A 17,606-nucleotide genomic window follows, 5' to 3' on the forward strand; every position below is an offset into this window, starting at 1 on the left:
TTATCCTAACAATATGTATGAGTGTATTACTACTCTCCAGTGCATTATCTTATGAAATATCTATACTAATTTACTTTACTGTCTTTTTTTCCATCTTTCCGATCATCCTTTTTATTTATAATCGCAGCGCAAATATTCGCAGGATGTATGTGAGCGATTTATTTTTCTATTTATTTATTATTTGTGGGCTAATAAGTGCTTTAGCCAATTCTGATATGGAATCACTTATGAATATTGTATGTATGCTTACGATGTATATAGGGTTATCGATTATATATAACTCTTTTCAAACAGCTACTTTACATGTGCTAGCTATTAGTATTTGTCTCTCGCATCTCATTATTTTACTCTTATCTTTTTTCATGAATCGAGTTGTTTTCAACGCATTTGCGGGAATTTATAGCAACCCAAACATGATGGGATTGGCCATGACATTATTAGCGGTTGTATTACTAGGTGGGACTATTCAATATTTTCAGGGAGTTACGAAAAAGGTTCCTGTCGTAGTTCTAGTAAGCCTATTCATTTTTGTTTTTTATATTATTTTACTAACTCAAAGTAGAACGGCTACCATCACAGTAATAACCGCTGTCATAATGAGTATGGTCTTGTTAGCTATTCAAAACGCTTCAAGTATTAGAAAAGTGGGGGCACTCGTAACGGTTCTATTTGTACTAAGTATGGCATTCATTTTTAGTACAAGTAAAATTCCGTTACTAAACGAAGCGGTTCAAAAAATTGTAGGGAAATTTCAGCGGAAATCGGCTGATTTATCTGATGGACGAATGGCTATTTGGCAAAACATCATAAAAGATTCCACATTATTTGGCCATGGAGAAAATTATCATGTTGGACAATTGGATGCACATAATACCTTTATTGCCCTACTAGCTGAGTATGGTTGGTTGGCCGTTACATTTTTTCTACTATTCGTAGCAGCATTAGTATGGAACGCATTTTCTTTTGCTAAAAAACAAGTTAAGTATACGAACATGCTGCAATTATTACCATTTTTAATACTTATCACCTATATTTTACTTTCAATGACGGAAATTATTATTTATACAACACCGATAATGATTGTTTTATTTGTTCTTTCCGGAAATTCATTTACCCATCATAAACTCTCACTTAATAGTTCAAATATGAATAAAACGTGAAATTAATAGACAGACCATTTTAAATGAAAATTAGCAGTTGTAAGAAGGGGGAATCATCTATTTGAAGATTGGATTTGTCAACAACGGAAAATCATTTTTACCAGAACTCTCAGCATATGTAGCATATTTAAATCAGCAGGATAATATTGAAGCCATCACCATTTTAACAGCGGAGATAAATGAAATTCCAAAAACCAATATAGATTTAATATGGAAATTTCCTGGTTTAGATATAAAAAAACATTCAAGAGAGACAAAGATTATTCATGAATATAATTCGTTATCAACTGGTCATTTTCCGATGTTGAAAAATTTTGTAAAAAAGACTTGTAATGTTAAACCACATGGTCGCGTATTTTTGAATGAACTTGTGGAAAAGGATTTTAAGATGAAGGACAATGTTCCAAAAATTCATCGAGATATGGGTATATCAAAAGACTTTTTCATAAAAACATCAAAAAAAGAATACGATTTTGTATATGTCGGCGCAATGGGAACCGAAAGAGGTACCGCCGATGCGCTAAAGCCTTTTACGACAACTTTAAAGGATAACACGATTTTATTAATAGGAAATCCAACAAATGAATTATATAAATCTTTCAAGAACTATAAAAATATTATCTTTTCAGGATCACTTCCTTATCATGAAGTTCCTCTTCTAGCGTCAAAAGCTGAATATGGGCTGAATTATATGCCTGATGTGTACCCTTTCAATTTACAAGCTTCAACTAAGCTCCTTGAGTACTGCGCATTAGATTTGAAAATTGTTACGACCGATTATCCTTGGGTCAACAATTTTGAACGGAAAACACGAGGACGCTTTTTTAAATTACACCGAAATTTAGCAAACTTTACGATGGCAAATTTAAATAGCTTTGAATTTGTGACACCAGATGTTAGTTATTTAGAGTGGAACCTATTGCTAGATAGGGTAAAACTGATAGAGTTTATCAAGTTAGTAATAGAATAGTTTGATATGTGATATGCCGTTCATTTATTTGGATAACAGAAAGGAAATTGTATAATGATCCCTAAAAAAATTCACTTCTGTTGGTTTGGCGAAAATCCGTATCCGCAGGTAGTTGAAGCGTGTATTGCCTCCTGGAAAAAATTAATGCCTGACTATGAACTAATTGAATGGAATGAAAAATCATTTGATATTCAATCCAATCAATTTGTACAAGAAGCCTACGAATCAAAAAAATATGCATATGTAGCTGATTATGTAAGGTTATATGCACTATATACACAAGGTGGCATTTACTTGGATTCAGATGTAGAAGTTGTGCAATCGTTAAACCCTTTTTTATCTCATCAAGCATTTACTGGCGGAGAAAATAGTGATACATGTGTAACTGGTACAATGGGGGCTGTAAAGGGGCACCCATGGATTAAGTTACTGCTGGATTATTATGAAGATAAAAGCTTCTATACGGAACAAGGTCAACAAACAAATACTGTTATCATTACGAATCTAACGAGAGAAATATATGGATTTACAGAGTCCAACCAACATAGGCAATTGGATGACGATCTACACATATATCCATTTGAATATTTTTGTGCCAAGGACTTCGAATCAGGAACGATTAACCAAACTGTTAATACTTTTACGATCCATCACTTTAATGGTTCATGGTTGTCAGAGCAACAAAAAAAACGACATAAAAAAGTAATGCGTTATAAATATGCTATCAATAAATTATTTGGACCGAATGCTTTTGATCAGTTAAATAAAACACGTAAAAAATTAAATGGTATAAAGATAGTCGAGTAAAAATGTAATCTATAAAAGGACAAGTGGAGGCAAGGTGGACTAATGAAGGAAATTCGGATGGGTGCTATTCTCTCTTACTTATCTATTGTTTGTACCTTTATAGTAGCAATTGTGTTTACCCCTATTATGATTCGAATTCTTGGTCAAGAAGAATACGGATTATATACATTAATTACAGTTTTTGTTGGATATTTAACTATATTAGATTTTGGTTTAGGGAATGCAATTATTCGTTATATTTCTAATAATCGAGTAGTCGGTGATAAGGAGACGGAAGCTAGATTAAATGGCTTTTTTCTGCGACTTTTTTCGATAATAGGTGTGTTTACACTTGCGATTGGTTGTTTCGTGTATTTCCAAGTCGAGACAATTTTTGGACAAAGTTTATCTTCATTACAAATCGAAAAGGCAAAAGTAATGGTGATGGTGATGACCGTAAGCTTTTCTTTACAATTTCCATTAAGTGTTTTCTCTTCAATACTTCAAGCCTATGAAAAATTCATACTGATTAAGTTAACTTCATTTATAAAAGTAATAGTACAACCATTACTAATGCTATTTTTCTTGTTACAAGATGCTGATGCAGTGGGGATGGTTTATATTATAGCTAGCTTAAATGTATGTGTATTAATAATAAATTCTATTATTTGTTTGAAAACTTTAAAAGTACGATTTATCTTTTCTGGTTATAATTCAGGCCTTATAAAAGAAATATTTGTCTATTCATTTTTTTTGTTTGTGACAGTCATAGTGGATAAAATTTATTGGCAAACTGACCAAGTATTACTGGGGATTATGAAAGGTACGGGAGATGTAGCTATTTATGCAATTGCTATACAATTTATTATGATTTTTATGGCACTAGCACTTGCCATAAGTGATTTGTATTTGCCAAAGATTTCAATGTTGGTGACACAACCGGAAGGTCTAATGGAGATTAATCGGTTATTTGTCAATGTTGGCGCCATTCAGCTAATGATTCTTGGATATGTACTAAGTGGCTTTTTTTTATTTGGCAAAACTTTTATCTCATTATGGATAGGTGATGAATATTTAATCGTTTATCCGATTGTACTGATCATCATGTTGCCTTTTTCAGTCGATTTAATTCAAAATATAGGTCTGAGTGTGTTAAAGGCAAAAAACATGTTTAAGTTTCGAACGGTATTATTAATTACACTTGCTAGCACAAATATTATACTATCTATTCCTGCCATCTATTTTTTCGGGGTTATTGGAACAGCGATCATAACCGCGGTATCGTTATTTATTGGGAATGTATTTATTATGAATGTTTACTATGCAAAAAAAATACAACTAACTATTAAAAAATTTTGGATACGCATTAGTAAGATTTTCGTAGCTATTGTTATTGCGTCTCTTTTAATGAAAGGCATACTAATTGTTTTCCCACTTTCAAATACTTGGTACATTCTAGCGCTGTATATTGCCTTATACAGTATGATTTTCGGTATATCTTTGTTCGTATTTGGAATTACTACTTCTGATCGAAACTATTTAATTGGAAAAATGAAAATGCTCAGCCTAGCTGGAGGGGTGAAATTTTGGGGTCAGAAATCCTCGTAACTGTTATTATACCGGTATATAACGCAGCACCGTATTTAAAGAAATGTCTAGCAAGTATTTGCCAACAAACGTTAAAGCCAATCGAAATTATTGCGATTAATGACGGCAGTACTGACGATTCTCTTTCTATTTTACATCAATTGGCCTTACAAGATCCGCGAATAATCATTCATAATAAATCAAACGGTGGGGTTAGTCATGCAAGAAATATAGGGATTAACGAGGCAAGAGGTCAATACGTTACGTTTGTCGATGCGGATGATTGGATAGAGTCATCTATGTTGGAACGATTATATAGTGCTATTCAAGAAACAGAAACTGAAATAGCTAAATGTGATGTTTTTGTAGATGGAAAAAATGATGGCAATCGTCTGAACTATCCGTCGACTGCAAATGAACTTTTTGACTCTCAGAAATGTTTGCATTTACTATTTACTGAATTTCATGAAAAACATTTCGGTTTTGCTTGCTGCAAATTGTATTCTAAAGCCTTTCTTGATCAATTTGGAATTCGTTTTGAAGAGGATATAAATTTTTCTGAAGATGTTTTATTCATAACAAAAGCGATCACAAAGAGTACGACAATTTGTTATGTGCCTCAGCAGCTTTATCATTACAATGTGTTACCACAGCAATCATTAACGAGAAGCTACCGTAAGAATGAGCGAGAAAAATATGATGTAATCTATGAACGTATTCGTGAAACATTAGTAGCTGAAAATATTTTTACATCCATTGAAACTAGCTTTAATGGATATGTATTTTCGGGTTTAGTAAATTTAACACTTCACATGCAGAGTTCCCCATATAAGGGGCTCTATTTATTAAAAGAGATTAAAGAAGAAATAGTCAGTTTTGTTGATGACTACCCTTATGTTCTCGAGTTAAACCCAATAAACTTTTCATTGAAAAAGAAGCTCTATTATCAACTGTTGAAAAAAAATGCTGTATCTACGCTAGCATTTTTCATTTTTTTATCTATGAGGAAAAAATGAATTACTTGATGTATTAGGAATAACATAGAACATAAATTTATATAATAAATATATAATTGATTATTTCATTTTACTAGCTACTATAACAATTAACTATGAATATCACACTCCATTACACAAGTTTAGGGGAAGGAGATATATTCGATGGAGAATTCTATTCAAGTAAAGGCGATAATACAAATCTTACGAAAACGTATACTTCTTATTCTTTCGATAATCGTAATCGCGATGGCATTGGCTGCTTATGTTAGTTATTATGTCATCACACCCGTATATCAGGCTGAAACTCAAATATTAATCAACCAAAAAAATACGGATCAACAACAAATGTATACGGGTGCGTATTCAATTGAGACAGATTTACAATTAATTAATACGTATAATGTCATTATAAAAAGCCCAGCTATTCTATCAAAAGTAATTGAAGAGTTGAAATTAGAAGTATCTCCTGAACAATTAGCAGAAAAAATTACGGTCAATAATGAAAGCCAATCACAAGTAGTTTCTATAAAGATTCTTGATGAAAAACCAGCACGAGCGGTGGAGATTGCCAATACGATAATAGATGTCTTTAAAGAAGATATTCTAAAACTGATGAACGTAGATAATATCAATATTCTTTCAGTAGCTAAGTTAGCTGATGACCCACAATCAGTGAAACCGAGAAAAATTCTAAACATTGCGATTTCTGGTCTGCTTGGACTACTTTTAGGAACAGGCATTGCATTTAGTGTAGAATTTTTCGATTCAACAATAAAGACAGAGCAAGAAATTGAAGAACTATTAAATTTACCGATATTAGGATTCGTAAGTTCAATAAAAGAAGGAAGAGGATCTATCTCTACTAGAAGAGGGGACGAGTCACATAATGTTTAAAATGAAAAATAAAAAAAAGAAAGCATTAGCGATGATGCAACGGAAACTATTGACTAACGTACACACAACTTCTATTATTTCTGAGCAGTTTCGAACAATTAGAACAAATTTAAAATTTGCACTCCCTAATTTATCGTGTAAAACAATTTTAGTGACATCATCAATCCCCGGTGAAGGAAAGACAACAAATGCAGCAAATATTGCGATTGTTTTTGCTCAAGAAGGTAAAAAAGTTTTATTAGTGGATGCTGATATGCGAAGACCTGCTATTCACTATACATTTGAATTGCTTAATATTTCAGGTCTATCAAGTGTATTGATACAAAATGACACGTTGAGCGAAGCGATACAAGAAACGTCTATAGAAGGATTATTTGTCCTCACTAGTGGACCAATCCCACCTAATCCTGTAGAGCTTCTTTCTTCAGAAATGATGGATACGTTAATAGAAAAAATGATAGCTTATTATGATGTAATCCTCTTTGATACGCCACCTGTTAATTCTGTGACTGATGCACAAATTTTGGCGAATAAAACAGATGGTGTACTACTTATTGTTAATACTGGAGTAGTAGAGAAATCTAGTATTGTCAAAGCGAAAAATTCCTTACTAGTAGCACAAGCGAAAATATTAGGCGTTGTTATGAATAACTATGCTCTGCCCAAAGAACAATATAAGAGCCAGTATTATCATACAAGAAAATAGAAATCAGCAACGTCCGCCTGACAAGCACCTAATAGCTTGTCAGGTTTTTTTATAGACAATCAGAAAGAGTATCAGCGCCTGCTTTTTCAAGACCATTTAAATTCACCTGTTAAATACGTTGGCTGGACATGATAGACATAATTTTGCGTTTGACTTTGAATTGGTGGTAAAATATAAGGTGCTAATTAATGAAAGAGTGGTTATGAAAATGAAAGTTTTATTTATTGGGGATATTGTAGGTTCAATCGGCCGAGATGCAGTGGAAAAGTATTTACCACGCTTAAAGAAAAAATATAACACAGACGTTGTTATTGCCAATGGTGAAAACGCGGCAGCAGGACGTGGAATTACACGTAATATTTATAATGACCTATTGCAAATGGGTGTAGATGTTATTACGATGGGCAATCACACTTGGGATAATAAAGATATTTTTGATTTTATAGATGATGCAGATTATTTAATACGCCCTGCAAACTTTTCAAGTGATGCACCAGGTAAAGGTATGGTGCAAATTTCAAAAAACGGTGTAACACTATCTGTTATTAATTTACACGGTCGAGTGTTTTTACCTCCTCATGAGGATCCGTTTGCGATGGCAGAGAAATTAATCGAAGAAGCGCATAAAACGTCACCGCTTGTATTCGTGGATTTTCATGCAGAAGCGACAAGTGAAAAAATTGCACTTGGATGGCATTTAGATGGAAAGGCCTCGGCAGTAGTTGGTACACATACACATGTGCAAACAGCTGATGCACGTATTTATCCAAATGGAACAGCTTATATTACGGACGTTGGTATGACAGGTCCATACGATGAAATTTTAGGGATGACAAAGGAAAGTGTCATTTATAAATTCCAAACAAATATGCCATCTCGTTTTGAAGTGCCTAAAAAAGGACGCGATGTGTTAAGTGGTTTCTTTGTAGACATTGATGATAAAACAGGAAAAGCTCGTCATTGTGAGCGAGTGTATATAAACGAAGATTATCCGTTCCAAGCATAAGAAGAGAAACTATTGTGTATGAAAAAATGCACAATAGTTTTTTGTTTTGAAAATTTGTTAATTCAATGAAATTAAAGCATCATAATAAAATATGACTCTTTGGCAAAACGAGGGGGTGATTTCCGCTCCGACTAGGCGCTTTCCTGGGGGCGTCCGATGAGCCGCTTCACTCGCGATGCTCGCTCCAGGGTCTCATCTGTGACGCTAATCCCCAAGGAGTCGCCCAGTCTCCGCTACAATCAACCTCTTCATTTAGCATGTATTTTCTGGCATGTTAATCTAATTTATAGGGATAAAATCAAGCTTCAACAAGATGCGTTATTTGTGCGAAAGCGAAGCGACAGCAACGACATATATACAATCACCTTAACTGTTTTAAGTTTCTATTCTGAAGAGAGTAACCATTAAGGTTCACTTTTAAAATACTTAAATTTTATAAAAGTTCTATACTATTGTTGATTGCAGTGGAAGGCTACTCGACTCCCGCCCACAGGAAAGCGAGTAGCCTGGAACGGAAATCATTTTACGTTTTACTAAGGAGCCCTAAGTTAATTATTATGGCGCCTTTATTTCAATGACAAAGTAATTTTTTTTCAGTAATTATCAGTCTTTTTAGATTGTTTTGATATATAAGAAATGAAAATAGTCTATTTCCTTCTCGTCGAGCATAAAATGACCTATCGACAATAACTTGAGGTCCAAAAGGGGGACATGAGTTGTTGAGCGTAAACACTATTCGCGAAACGGGGAGGAATAATTGTGGATTCATTAAAAGTATCATCACGCTCTAATCCAAATTCAGTTGCAGGTGCATTAGTCGCGGTAATCAGAGAAAAAGGGCAAGCAGAAATGCAGGCAGTTGGGGCAGGTGCACTTAACCAAGCCGTGAAAGCAGTGGCCATTGCACGCGGATTTGTAGCGCCAAGTGGCACAGATTTAATTTGCGCACCGGCGTTTGCCGATATTTTAATTGCTGGTGAGGAACGTACAGCCTTAAAGCTTCTTGTGGAAAAACGTATTCGATAAAAAAGTAATTGAAGTAAAATGCCTTGCACATAATAAGCTGCAAGGCATTTTTGCGTTTATATAGACAATAAGGATATCAGGAAGAGAATCCCACATGCTCTACATACAAACATGTTAAATGTCACTTGAAATCAGCACATTAATTTTTTAAACTAAATTGATTTGAAAATTACAACTTTATGAACGCCATTTTCAGTCAAAGGTCTGAATTTCGCTGAAATCGCGTAATAACAATAGTGCAGACCGTTTCTTCGTGTTAAACTTATGAAGGAAAAATAATAGTATATACATTGGATCTAAGGAGTTGTTGACATGTTACATCAGCTTTCATGGAAAGTCGGTGGGCAACAAGGTGAAGGGATTGAAAGTACAGGGGAAATTTTCTCAATGGCAATGAATCGTTTAGGCTACTTCCTATACGGTTATCGTCATTTCTCTTCTCGAATTAAAGGTGGCCATACGAATAATAAAATTACAGTTCGTCCAACAGAAGTACGTTCAATTGCGGATGATTTAGATATTTTAGTAGCGTTCGACCAAGAAACAATCGACGTCAATTATAAAGAGTTAACAGAAAAAGGCATTATTTTAGCAGATGCAAAATTTGATCCAGTGAAGCCAGAAGATTCAAAAGCACCATTATTTGCGGTACCTTTTACAGAAGTGGCTGCAGAGCTTGGCACTTCGTTGATGAAAAATATGGTGGCAATCGGGGCAACAGCTTCATTGCTAAATTTAGAGGACGAAGTGTTCCAAAATGTTGTAGATGATATATTTGGCAGAAAAGGTGAAGAAGTTGTTCAGAAAAACATGGAAGCCATTACACGCGGCCGTGAATTAATGAATGAGCTTTTAGGCGATCGTGTAGGTGAATGGGCTTTAGCACCAGCAGATGGTAAACGCCGTATGTTCATGATTGGGAACGATGCAATAGCACTTGGTGCACTTGCAGCTGGGACACGCTTAATGTCAGCTTACCCAATTACACCAGCTTCTGAGATTATGGAATACCTTATAAAAAAATTACCGAATTTCGGTGGTACGGTTATTCAAACAGAAGACGAAATTGCTGCAGCGACAATGGCAATTGGGGCAAACTTTGGTGGTGTTCGTGCCTTTACAGCTTCAGCTGGTCCTGGTCTTTCATTAATGATGGAAGCAATTGGTCTTTCAGGTATGACAGAGCAGCCACTAGTAGTTGTTGACACACAACGTGGTGGTCCATCAACAGGGTTACCAACAAAACAAGAGCAATCAGATTTAATGGCGATGTTATATGGTACGCATGGTGAAATTCCTAAAGTGGTGATTGCACCTTCTACAATGGAGGAAGCATTCTTTGACACAATACAAGCGTTTAACATTGCGGAGGAATTACAATTACCAGTTATTTTAATGACTGACTTACAATTATCTCTAGGAAAACAATCTGTAGAGCCATTCGATTATAATAAAATTGAAATTCGCCGCGGTAAAATTGTTACTGACGACATTGAAGAAGCAGCTGATAAAGCATACTTCAAACGTTATGAGAATACAGAAGACGGTATTTCACCGCGTGTGCTGCCGGGTACATTAAACGGTATTCACCATGTAACGGGGGTTGAGCACGATGAAACAGGTAAGCCATCTGAAGCAACTGGTAACCGTCAAGTGCAAATGGATAAACGTTTCCGTAAGCTAGCGGCATTGAAATTTGATAATCCGGTATTTTCAAATGCGCCACATGAAGAAGCGGATATTTTATTAGTCGGCTTTAACTCAACACGTGGAGCTATTGAAGAAGTACAAGAACGATTAAATGCTCAAGGTATGAAAGTGAATCATGCACATATTCGTTTAATTCATCCATTCCCATCTGCTGAAGTTGCACCACTTGTAGCAAAAGCGAAAAAAGTAATCGTTGTAGAAAATAACTACACAGGTCAATTAGCAAATATTATGAAGATGAATATTGGTGGTCACGATAAAATCGAGACGATCACAAAATATAATGGTACACCATTCTTGCCAGGTGAATTAGAAAATCGTGTGAAGGAGTTGACTCGCTAATGGCAACATTTAAGGATTTTCGTAATACAGTGAAACCAAACTGGTGCCCAGGCTGTGGTGACTTCTCTGTACAAGCAGCGATTCAGCGCGCCGCTGCTAACGTTGGTATCGAACCAAACGAACTAGCAGTTATTTCTGGGATCGGCTGTTCTGGTCGTATTTCAGGTTACATTAATTCTTACGGTTTCCACGGTATTCATGGCCGTGCATTACCAATTGCACAAGGTTTGAAAATGGCTAACCGTAATTTAAACGTTATTGCTTCTGGCGGTGACGGAGATGGCTTTGCGATTGGTATGGGTCATACAATCCATTCCATCCGTCGAAATATTGACATCACATACGTTGTTATGGATAACCAAATTTATGGTTTAACAAAGGGGCAAACATCTCCACGTTCTGCTGCAGGATTTATTACAAAATCTACGCCAGGTGGTGCGATTGAACCTTCACTAAAACCGTTAGAAGTCGCTTTAACTAGTGGAGCTACATTTGTGGCACAAGGCTTCTCAACAGATATTAAAGAGTTAACAGCTTTAATTGAAGCGGGCATTAATCATAAAGGCTTCTCATTCATCAACGTATTCTCACCATGTGTTACGTATAACAAAGTGAATACGTATGATTGGTTTAAAGAAAACTTAACGAAGCTTGCTGATATCGAGGGCTATGACAATGCTGACCGTGCTATGGCAATGCGTACAGTGATGGAGCATGAAGGTTTAGTAACAGGTATTATTTATCAAGATACGGAAACAGCATCATATCAAGAAAAAGTACCAGGCTACTCAGAGCTACCATTAACAGATATTGATATTAATATGAGCGAAAATGATTTTAATAAATTAGTGAAAGAATTTATGTAAATCAAATTTTATACAACATGATAAAAAGCATTTGGGATTCCTCCAAATGCTTTTTGTGTTTTTGAAAGACTGTTATGTCAATGGAATTAATATGACCTATAAATAAATATGGCTCTTCTGCAAAGCGAGGGTTCATTTAGTGTGTATCTTTTGGCATGCCACTTTATGCTAAACTTCGGCAATTATGTTTATCTGTGCGAAAGTAAAGCGACAGCAAATGTAAATCTCTTCACTGTAACAAGCAATTCTGTTTGGTTTTGGTGAGTAGTCATAGTGTTCACTTTTGGAATGGAGAAAAAGTCCTGCTATATCGTGGATTTCGTTTATTTAAAGCTTCACAACATTCACAAGCCTTGACCAAATTGATATTCTTAGTGATGCTCCACAAAAATTTCGCTATCCTTATAAAATCCTTATAATCATTTTTTACACTATAATCATCGAAAGGAAGATGATTATAAATGGAAGATATTATTTTACAAACAGAAAATCTTAGTAAAGGCTTTAAGGGGCAAAAAATTGTAGAGGATCTGTCGTTAACGATACCTCGCAATACTGTGTATGGTTTACTTGGTCCAAATGGTGCGGGGAAATCGACAACCTTAAAAATGATTACGGGTATGCTGCGTCCGAATGCAGGAAAGATACTTTTTAATGGACATGAATGGAATCGTAATGATTTAAAAGACATGGGTGTATTAATTGAAACACCACCTTTATATGAAAATTTAACGGCAAGAGAAAATCTTAAGGTTCGAACGATTGCCCTCGGATTGCCGCAGTCACGTATTGACGAAGTATTAAGAATCGTAGACTTGACCAATACAGGAAAAAAACGAGCAGGACAGTTTTCGTTAGGGATGAAACAACGTCTAGGAATAGCTATTGCGCTATTAAACTATCCGAAGCTTTTAATTCTTGATGAGCCGACAAATGGTCTCGATCCTATCGGCATTCAAGAACTTCGAAAGCTGATTCGATCTTTCCCTGAGCAAGGGATTACAGTCATTTTATCTAGCCACATCCTGTCAGAGGTAGAGCAGGTTGTTGATGAAATTGGCATCATTGCAGGAGGGAAATTAGGTTATCAGGGAGTTGCCCCACAAGGTCAGGAATTAGAATCATTATTTATGCAAGTAGTGTCTGCTCATAGAAAGGTAGGCATGTAACATGATTTCAATTATGAATGCTGAAAGATTAAAATGGAAAAAGACTTTTATTGTTAAATTAGTTTGGCTAGCACCCATAGTGGCGATAGTACTAACTGCATTATTAATGGGAGGAAGCTTTTTTCAAAAGGGTGCTTATAATTGGTGGTATACAATGCTCTTACCAGGTGCTCTGACGATATGTTGTGCAATAGTGGTGGAAAAAGATGCTAAATTGAAATATCATAGTATACTCGCAATGCCGATTGATCTGAAGAAGATTTGGTATGGCAAAATACTTGCATGTAGTGCCTGGTTGTTATTAATTACACTTATTTTCTTTGCAGGGATTACTGCTGGTGGAATACTTTTTGGCAATAGCTTTTCTTTCATTAATAGTCTTACGGGTAGTTTATTAATTTTTGTAACGTTTTTATGGCAAATTCCACTTTGTTTATTCCTTGCAGCAAGTTTAGGAACTTATACGGCTATTTTTATAAATTTAGTCGGTAATATTGCTGGTATGATTGCGTTTTCAAATGGGGATTTTTGGTATAGTGTTCCTTACGCCATTACAGCAAGACTAATATGTCCAACATTAGAGATTTTACCAAATGGACTGCCAGTGCCTGAAGGTAGCCCGTTATTAAGCATGTCGGTTATGGTTCCAGGTATATTAATTGCTTTAACATGGTTTGCTTTAATCAGCTTCCTTACTGCACGTTGGTTTCAAAAAAGGGAGGCGAAATAGTTCATGGTAATGTTAAGATTACTGAGAGCAGAGTTTCTTAAAGTAAAAAGAACGCCATTTTTACTAATTCATCTCCTTGTACCGATTATTATTTCTGGGCTGTTTTTAGCGTACTATTCATATTCACCATGGAATTTTGCTTGGAAAATATCCGGTTATTTTCAGGCTCTTTCGTGTGGGTTTCCAATTATTATTGGATTAGTTTGTGCAATGGCAGCGGAGCAAGAAGCAAATGCAGGGCATTTTCAGGGGATGCTAACAGCTACTAAAACAAAAATAGTGTCCTATTTAAGCAAGTTGCTACTGTTATTGTTATTTAGTTTTGGAGCAATATTACTGTCCTTCGGTATTTTTAGTGTTGGTTTTATTGAACTTTTGCATGAAGATACTTTTGGTTATCAATTTTATTTTATAGCTGGATGTATTTTATTTGTAAGCTTTGCATTTTTATATATTTTACATTTTTTTGTTAGTCTTCATTTTGGTAAAGGTGCCTCAATCGGATTAGGTATTGTGGGATCACTAATAGTAGCCTTATTACTCACAGGATTAGGTGATGGCATTTGGTCATTTATACCTTATGGTTGGGGTGGTCACTTTGTTTCATTATGGACAATGAAAGCGTCAGGGGTTGACTTATCGACGGTGGAAATAGGACTACAGGAAGGTATTATTGCTTCAGTATGCGGAACATTGTTCGCATTAGTCCTTTCTTGTTTATGGTTTTGGAAATGGGAAGGAAGAAAGTCTGGGAATTAGGGAATGAAAAAATGATGAGGGTAGAAATATGGCAAAAATATTAGCAGTAGATGATGAAAAAGATATTTTAATATTGATAAAAAATGCATTACTAAAAGACGAGCATTTAGTAACGGCAGTCTCTGATGCGACAGAAGTAAGTAAAATGGATCTTGGTGCCTTCGATTTAATTTTACTGGATGTGATGATGCCTAAAATAGATGGATTTACTCTATGTGGCCAAATACGTCATGCTGTAGATTGTCCCATCCTTTTTTTAACGGCTAAATCATTGGAGGAAGATCTAATGTATGGTCTTGGTCTTGGCGCTGATGATTATATTATCAAGCCGTTTGGAATTGGAGAATTACGTGCAAGAGTGAATGCACATTTGAGACGCGAAAAAAGAGAAAGACGTAGCATCCTTTTTGTAGATAACATTCACTTCAATCTGTCTGGCAAAGAGTTGTTTATAAATGAGGAAAAGGTAATGCTGACAAAAAGCGAATATGAAATATGTGAATTTCTAGCTCGAAGTCGAGGACAGGTATTTTCGAAGGAAAAGATTTATGAAACTATTTTTGGGTTTGATGGGAAGAGTGACAGTACTGCCATTACTGAGCATATTAAAAATATCCGTTCAAAGCTACATACCTTTAATGTTGACGCCATTGACACTGTTTGGGGGATTGGATATAAGTGGAGACAATGAGGCCTAATAAAGGAACACGTTTACATACTTTTTTTCTTCGATATCTCTTTTTCCTATGTATCGGCACTATTCTATTAGTAGTACTACTGTTTAGTATATTTTTATTTGCTTTTTCTGCCAATATCGTATTGCCCGCAAATTATGCAGAAACTCAGATTTCATTATCAAAGGATCGCATTACGTCTAGTAGTTCGGTTACAGCTGATATTATTCCAGACCTTGTTGACTACGCGGTTTTTTCTAAAGATGGACAATTTTTCACAGGGAGTCTTTCAGAAAAGGAAGCTATTAAGGTATGGAATGTAATAAAAAAAGGGAAAACTTCTAATGGTTCCCAATTTTACTCGTTTATAGAGCGAGAAAATGAGATTTGTATATTACGATATCAATTAGTACCCCAGTATCGTTCAGAATTTTTAAGAAAACATTTGCCTAATCCGCAACTATTAGAATTCCTATTGTTTATTATAGGGATAGTAACATATGCAACTGTGCTTGCTATCCATTTTGGCAGAAGTTTAAAGAAAAAAATGTTTGGCTTGCAGGAAGCGATTGAAAAAATACAAAATCAAAATTTGGATTTTACGATAAACCCTTCTGGAATCCGTGAAGTAGATGAAATATCAAATTCTCTTGAGCAGATGAGAGAGGCCTTAAACAGCTCCTTAAAACAGCAATGGGAATCAGAACAGACGCGTAGAGAACAAATATCTGCTCTTGCTCATGATCTGAAAACACCTCTTACGATTATTCGAGGGAATGCAGAGCTACTACAAGATACTGATCAAGATGATATTCAAAAAGAATATAATAATTATATTTTGAAAAATACAATAGAAATAGAAAAATTCACGAAAGAGTTGATTGATTTATCGAAAATGAAAAATAATATTTCCCGTGAAAAAACGAATGTTAAAACGGATGTATTTATGACAGAAGTAGAGCATCAAATGAGGGCTCTTTCGTTGGAAAAAAAGATTCAAGTGGATGTTCAAAAGGAAATGCTTCCTGCACTTATATGGATCGATGAAGAGCAGTTCTATCGAGCGATGATAAATATTATTGCCAATGCGGTAGAGCACACACCTGAAAATGGCAAGGTAACATTAACTGTGCAAGGTGCTACTGATGTTATTCAATTTACCGTTACCGACAGCGGCTGTGGATTTTCTTCGAAGGATTTAAATGAAGCTATCAAACAGTTTTACCGTGGAGACCCAAGCAGAAATGCAGGAAATCACCATGGGATGGGGCTTTATATTACCCAATCAATTGTTCAGAGTCATAGTGGAACACTGCAAATTGATAATGATTTAGCAGCAGGTGGAGGGAAAGTGACCATAACAATCCCAATCAAATTCACCGTGACGTAACTGCTTTACTGTCACTTTGCTTTCGGAAAGATCAATAAAATTATTCAAAATGTGGGTAATTATTTTTCTGATAGAAGGATTCTTTTGTTTAAGCCTATTTTGGTACGGAGCGGAAATCAACTCCACGCTATAATGGTGAGCTTAATTAATAAATATCTTGAGAAAAGAATGATTTTGGCAAATTTGCTAATATCATTTTTTTTGTTTTTGGAAAAAGGAAGAAATGGGGAGCGCGGTCAGGCAATAATATCCTAAAAAATGCTACAATAAAAGAAAAAAGAAGAGGCGATGATGCACGTGGATAACGTCATTGATTTTATTGCAAAGAAAAGAGAGCGCGAAGAAAGGCAGCGCGCGCAGGATTTAGAAAAGTATGTTGCGACACAATGTAATTTCCATCAACCAGAAAACATTGATGCACTTGTTGAAGGGAAAATGATTGAAGTCAAAGATCATACGTTGTTTTTAGGTTTTCTCTCAATATTAAAAGATGAAAAAATTGATCCACTTGATATTTTTCAAGACGTATTTACATTAGAACCTTCCCGCTTTGAAATGTCCTACAATATGAGATGGTGGTCAGTCGTGCAGCTTGCATTTACATTTTTAACAATTTTAAAGGAAAACGAGCCACATACATATGCAGATTTTCTTGGTTTATAAAAATCATCTAGAGTGTGTGCACGTCTTGCAAAGCTACATTAACGTGCGCATACAAAACTAGATTCCTTCTTACTCCCTCTAAAACTTTTACTTTCCCCATAGATAAATTATTGTTCATAGATTTTCATAATTCCTTCATAATTTTTACTAAATATTTTATTGTCCTCCAT

Annotated in this window: 17 protein-coding genes; all 17 read left to right on the forward strand. The window is 35.3% G+C overall.

Translation table 11 applies throughout. The annotated features are described in order from the left end of the window. Positions 1 to 149 precede the first annotated feature (149 nt). The 17 genes from AC3WSO_RS06555 (at position 150) to AC3WSO_RS06635 (ending at position 17,436) form a co-directional block, all read left to right on the forward strand. On the forward strand, positions 150 to 1,160 hold the full coding sequence (locus AC3WSO_RS06555; protein ID WP_492529701.1) for an O-antigen ligase family protein: 1,011 nt from the start codon (positions 150 to 152) through the stop codon (positions 1,158 to 1,160). Between the two features lie 61 nt (positions 1,161 to 1,221). Further along, complete coding sequence (locus AC3WSO_RS06560) at positions 1,222 to 2,130, forward strand: hypothetical protein (protein ID WP_492529703.1); 909 nt, start codon at positions 1,222 to 1,224, stop codon at positions 2,128 to 2,130. 54 nt (positions 2,131 to 2,184) lie between these two features. Further along, positions 2,185 to 2,937 (forward strand): glycosyltransferase family 32 protein, encoded by a 753-nt coding sequence (locus AC3WSO_RS06565; RefSeq protein ID WP_492529705.1) that lies wholly within the window; start codon positions 2,185 to 2,187, stop codon positions 2,935 to 2,937. Positions 2,938 to 2,979: 42 nt separating this feature from the next. Continuing rightward, entirely contained in the window at positions 2,980 to 4,524 is a 1,545-nt protein-coding gene (locus AC3WSO_RS06570) for an oligosaccharide flippase family protein (protein WP_492529707.1), read from the forward strand. Beyond that, positions 4,503 to 5,519 (forward strand): glycosyltransferase family 2 protein, encoded by a 1,017-nt coding sequence (locus AC3WSO_RS06575; protein ID WP_492529709.1) that lies wholly within the window; start codon positions 4,503 to 4,505, stop codon positions 5,517 to 5,519. Before AC3WSO_RS06570 ends, AC3WSO_RS06575 begins: the two co-directional genes overlap by 22 nt. A 144-nt stretch (positions 5,520 to 5,663) precedes the next feature. Continuing rightward, positions 5,664 to 6,395 (forward strand): YveK family protein, encoded by a 732-nt coding sequence (locus tag AC3WSO_RS06580; RefSeq protein WP_492529711.1) that lies wholly within the window; start codon positions 5,664 to 5,666, stop codon positions 6,393 to 6,395. Next, a complete protein-coding gene (locus AC3WSO_RS06585) occupies positions 6,388 to 7,101 on the forward strand; it encodes a CpsD/CapB family tyrosine-protein kinase (RefSeq protein WP_492529713.1) in 714 nt (237 codons plus the stop codon). Before AC3WSO_RS06580 ends, AC3WSO_RS06585 begins: the two co-directional genes overlap by 8 nt. 208 nt (positions 7,102 to 7,309) lie before the next feature. Continuing rightward, positions 7,310 to 8,107 (forward strand): TIGR00282 family metallophosphoesterase, encoded by a 798-nt coding sequence (locus AC3WSO_RS06590; protein WP_492529715.1) that lies wholly within the window; start codon positions 7,310 to 7,312, stop codon positions 8,105 to 8,107. Between the two features lie 759 nt (positions 8,108 to 8,866). Beyond that, on the forward strand, positions 8,867 to 9,133 hold the full coding sequence (locus tag AC3WSO_RS06595; protein WP_004224903.1) for a stage V sporulation protein S: 267 nt from the start codon (positions 8,867 to 8,869) through the stop codon (positions 9,131 to 9,133). Positions 9,134 to 9,445: 312 nt separating this feature from the next. After that, positions 9,446 to 11,185: a 2-oxoacid:acceptor oxidoreductase subunit alpha gene (locus AC3WSO_RS06600; RefSeq protein WP_492529717.1), complete on the forward strand. Its 1,740-nt coding sequence runs from the start codon at positions 9,446 to 9,448 to the stop codon at positions 11,183 to 11,185. Continuing rightward, positions 11,185 to 12,051 carry a 2-oxoacid:ferredoxin oxidoreductase subunit beta gene (locus tag AC3WSO_RS06605; protein ID WP_492529719.1) on the forward strand — a complete coding sequence of 289 codons (867 nt, stop codon included), beginning with the start codon at positions 11,185 to 11,187 and terminating at the stop codon, positions 12,049 to 12,051. The genes AC3WSO_RS06600 and AC3WSO_RS06605 overlap by 1 nt, the downstream gene beginning before the upstream one ends. Positions 12,052 to 12,512: 461 nt before the next feature. Further along, positions 12,513 to 13,220: a lantibiotic protection ABC transporter ATP-binding protein gene (locus AC3WSO_RS06610; protein ID WP_492529721.1), complete on the forward strand. Its 708-nt coding sequence runs from the start codon at positions 12,513 to 12,515 to the stop codon at positions 13,218 to 13,220. Between the two features lies 1 nt (position 13,221). After that, on the forward strand, positions 13,222 to 13,950 hold the full coding sequence (locus tag AC3WSO_RS06615) for a lantibiotic immunity ABC transporter MutE/EpiE family permease subunit (RefSeq protein ID WP_492529723.1): 729 nt from the start codon (positions 13,222 to 13,224) through the stop codon (positions 13,948 to 13,950). 3 nt (positions 13,951 to 13,953) lie between these two features. Continuing rightward, positions 13,954 to 14,709, forward strand: coding sequence for a lantibiotic immunity ABC transporter MutG family permease subunit (locus tag AC3WSO_RS06620; RefSeq protein ID WP_492529725.1), 756 nt, complete (start codon positions 13,954 to 13,956; stop codon positions 14,707 to 14,709). A 28-nt stretch (positions 14,710 to 14,737) separates the two neighbouring features. Further along, entirely contained in the window at positions 14,738 to 15,400 is a 663-nt protein-coding gene (locus AC3WSO_RS06625; protein WP_492529727.1) for a response regulator transcription factor, read from the forward strand. Further along, on the forward strand, positions 15,397 to 16,773 hold the full coding sequence (locus tag AC3WSO_RS06630) for a sensor histidine kinase (RefSeq protein WP_492534266.1): 1,377 nt from the start codon (positions 15,397 to 15,399) through the stop codon (positions 16,771 to 16,773). Before AC3WSO_RS06625 ends, AC3WSO_RS06630 begins: the two co-directional genes overlap by 4 nt. 291 nt (positions 16,774 to 17,064) lie before the next feature. Next, positions 17,065 to 17,436 (forward strand): ELKS/Rab6-interacting/CAST family protein, encoded by a 372-nt coding sequence (locus tag AC3WSO_RS06635; RefSeq protein WP_240518225.1) that lies wholly within the window; start codon positions 17,065 to 17,067, stop codon positions 17,434 to 17,436. The last annotated feature ends 170 nt before the right edge of the window (positions 17,437 to 17,606 follow it).

Source organism: Lysinibacillus sp. EB106-09-02-XG168, assembly GCF_058791475.1.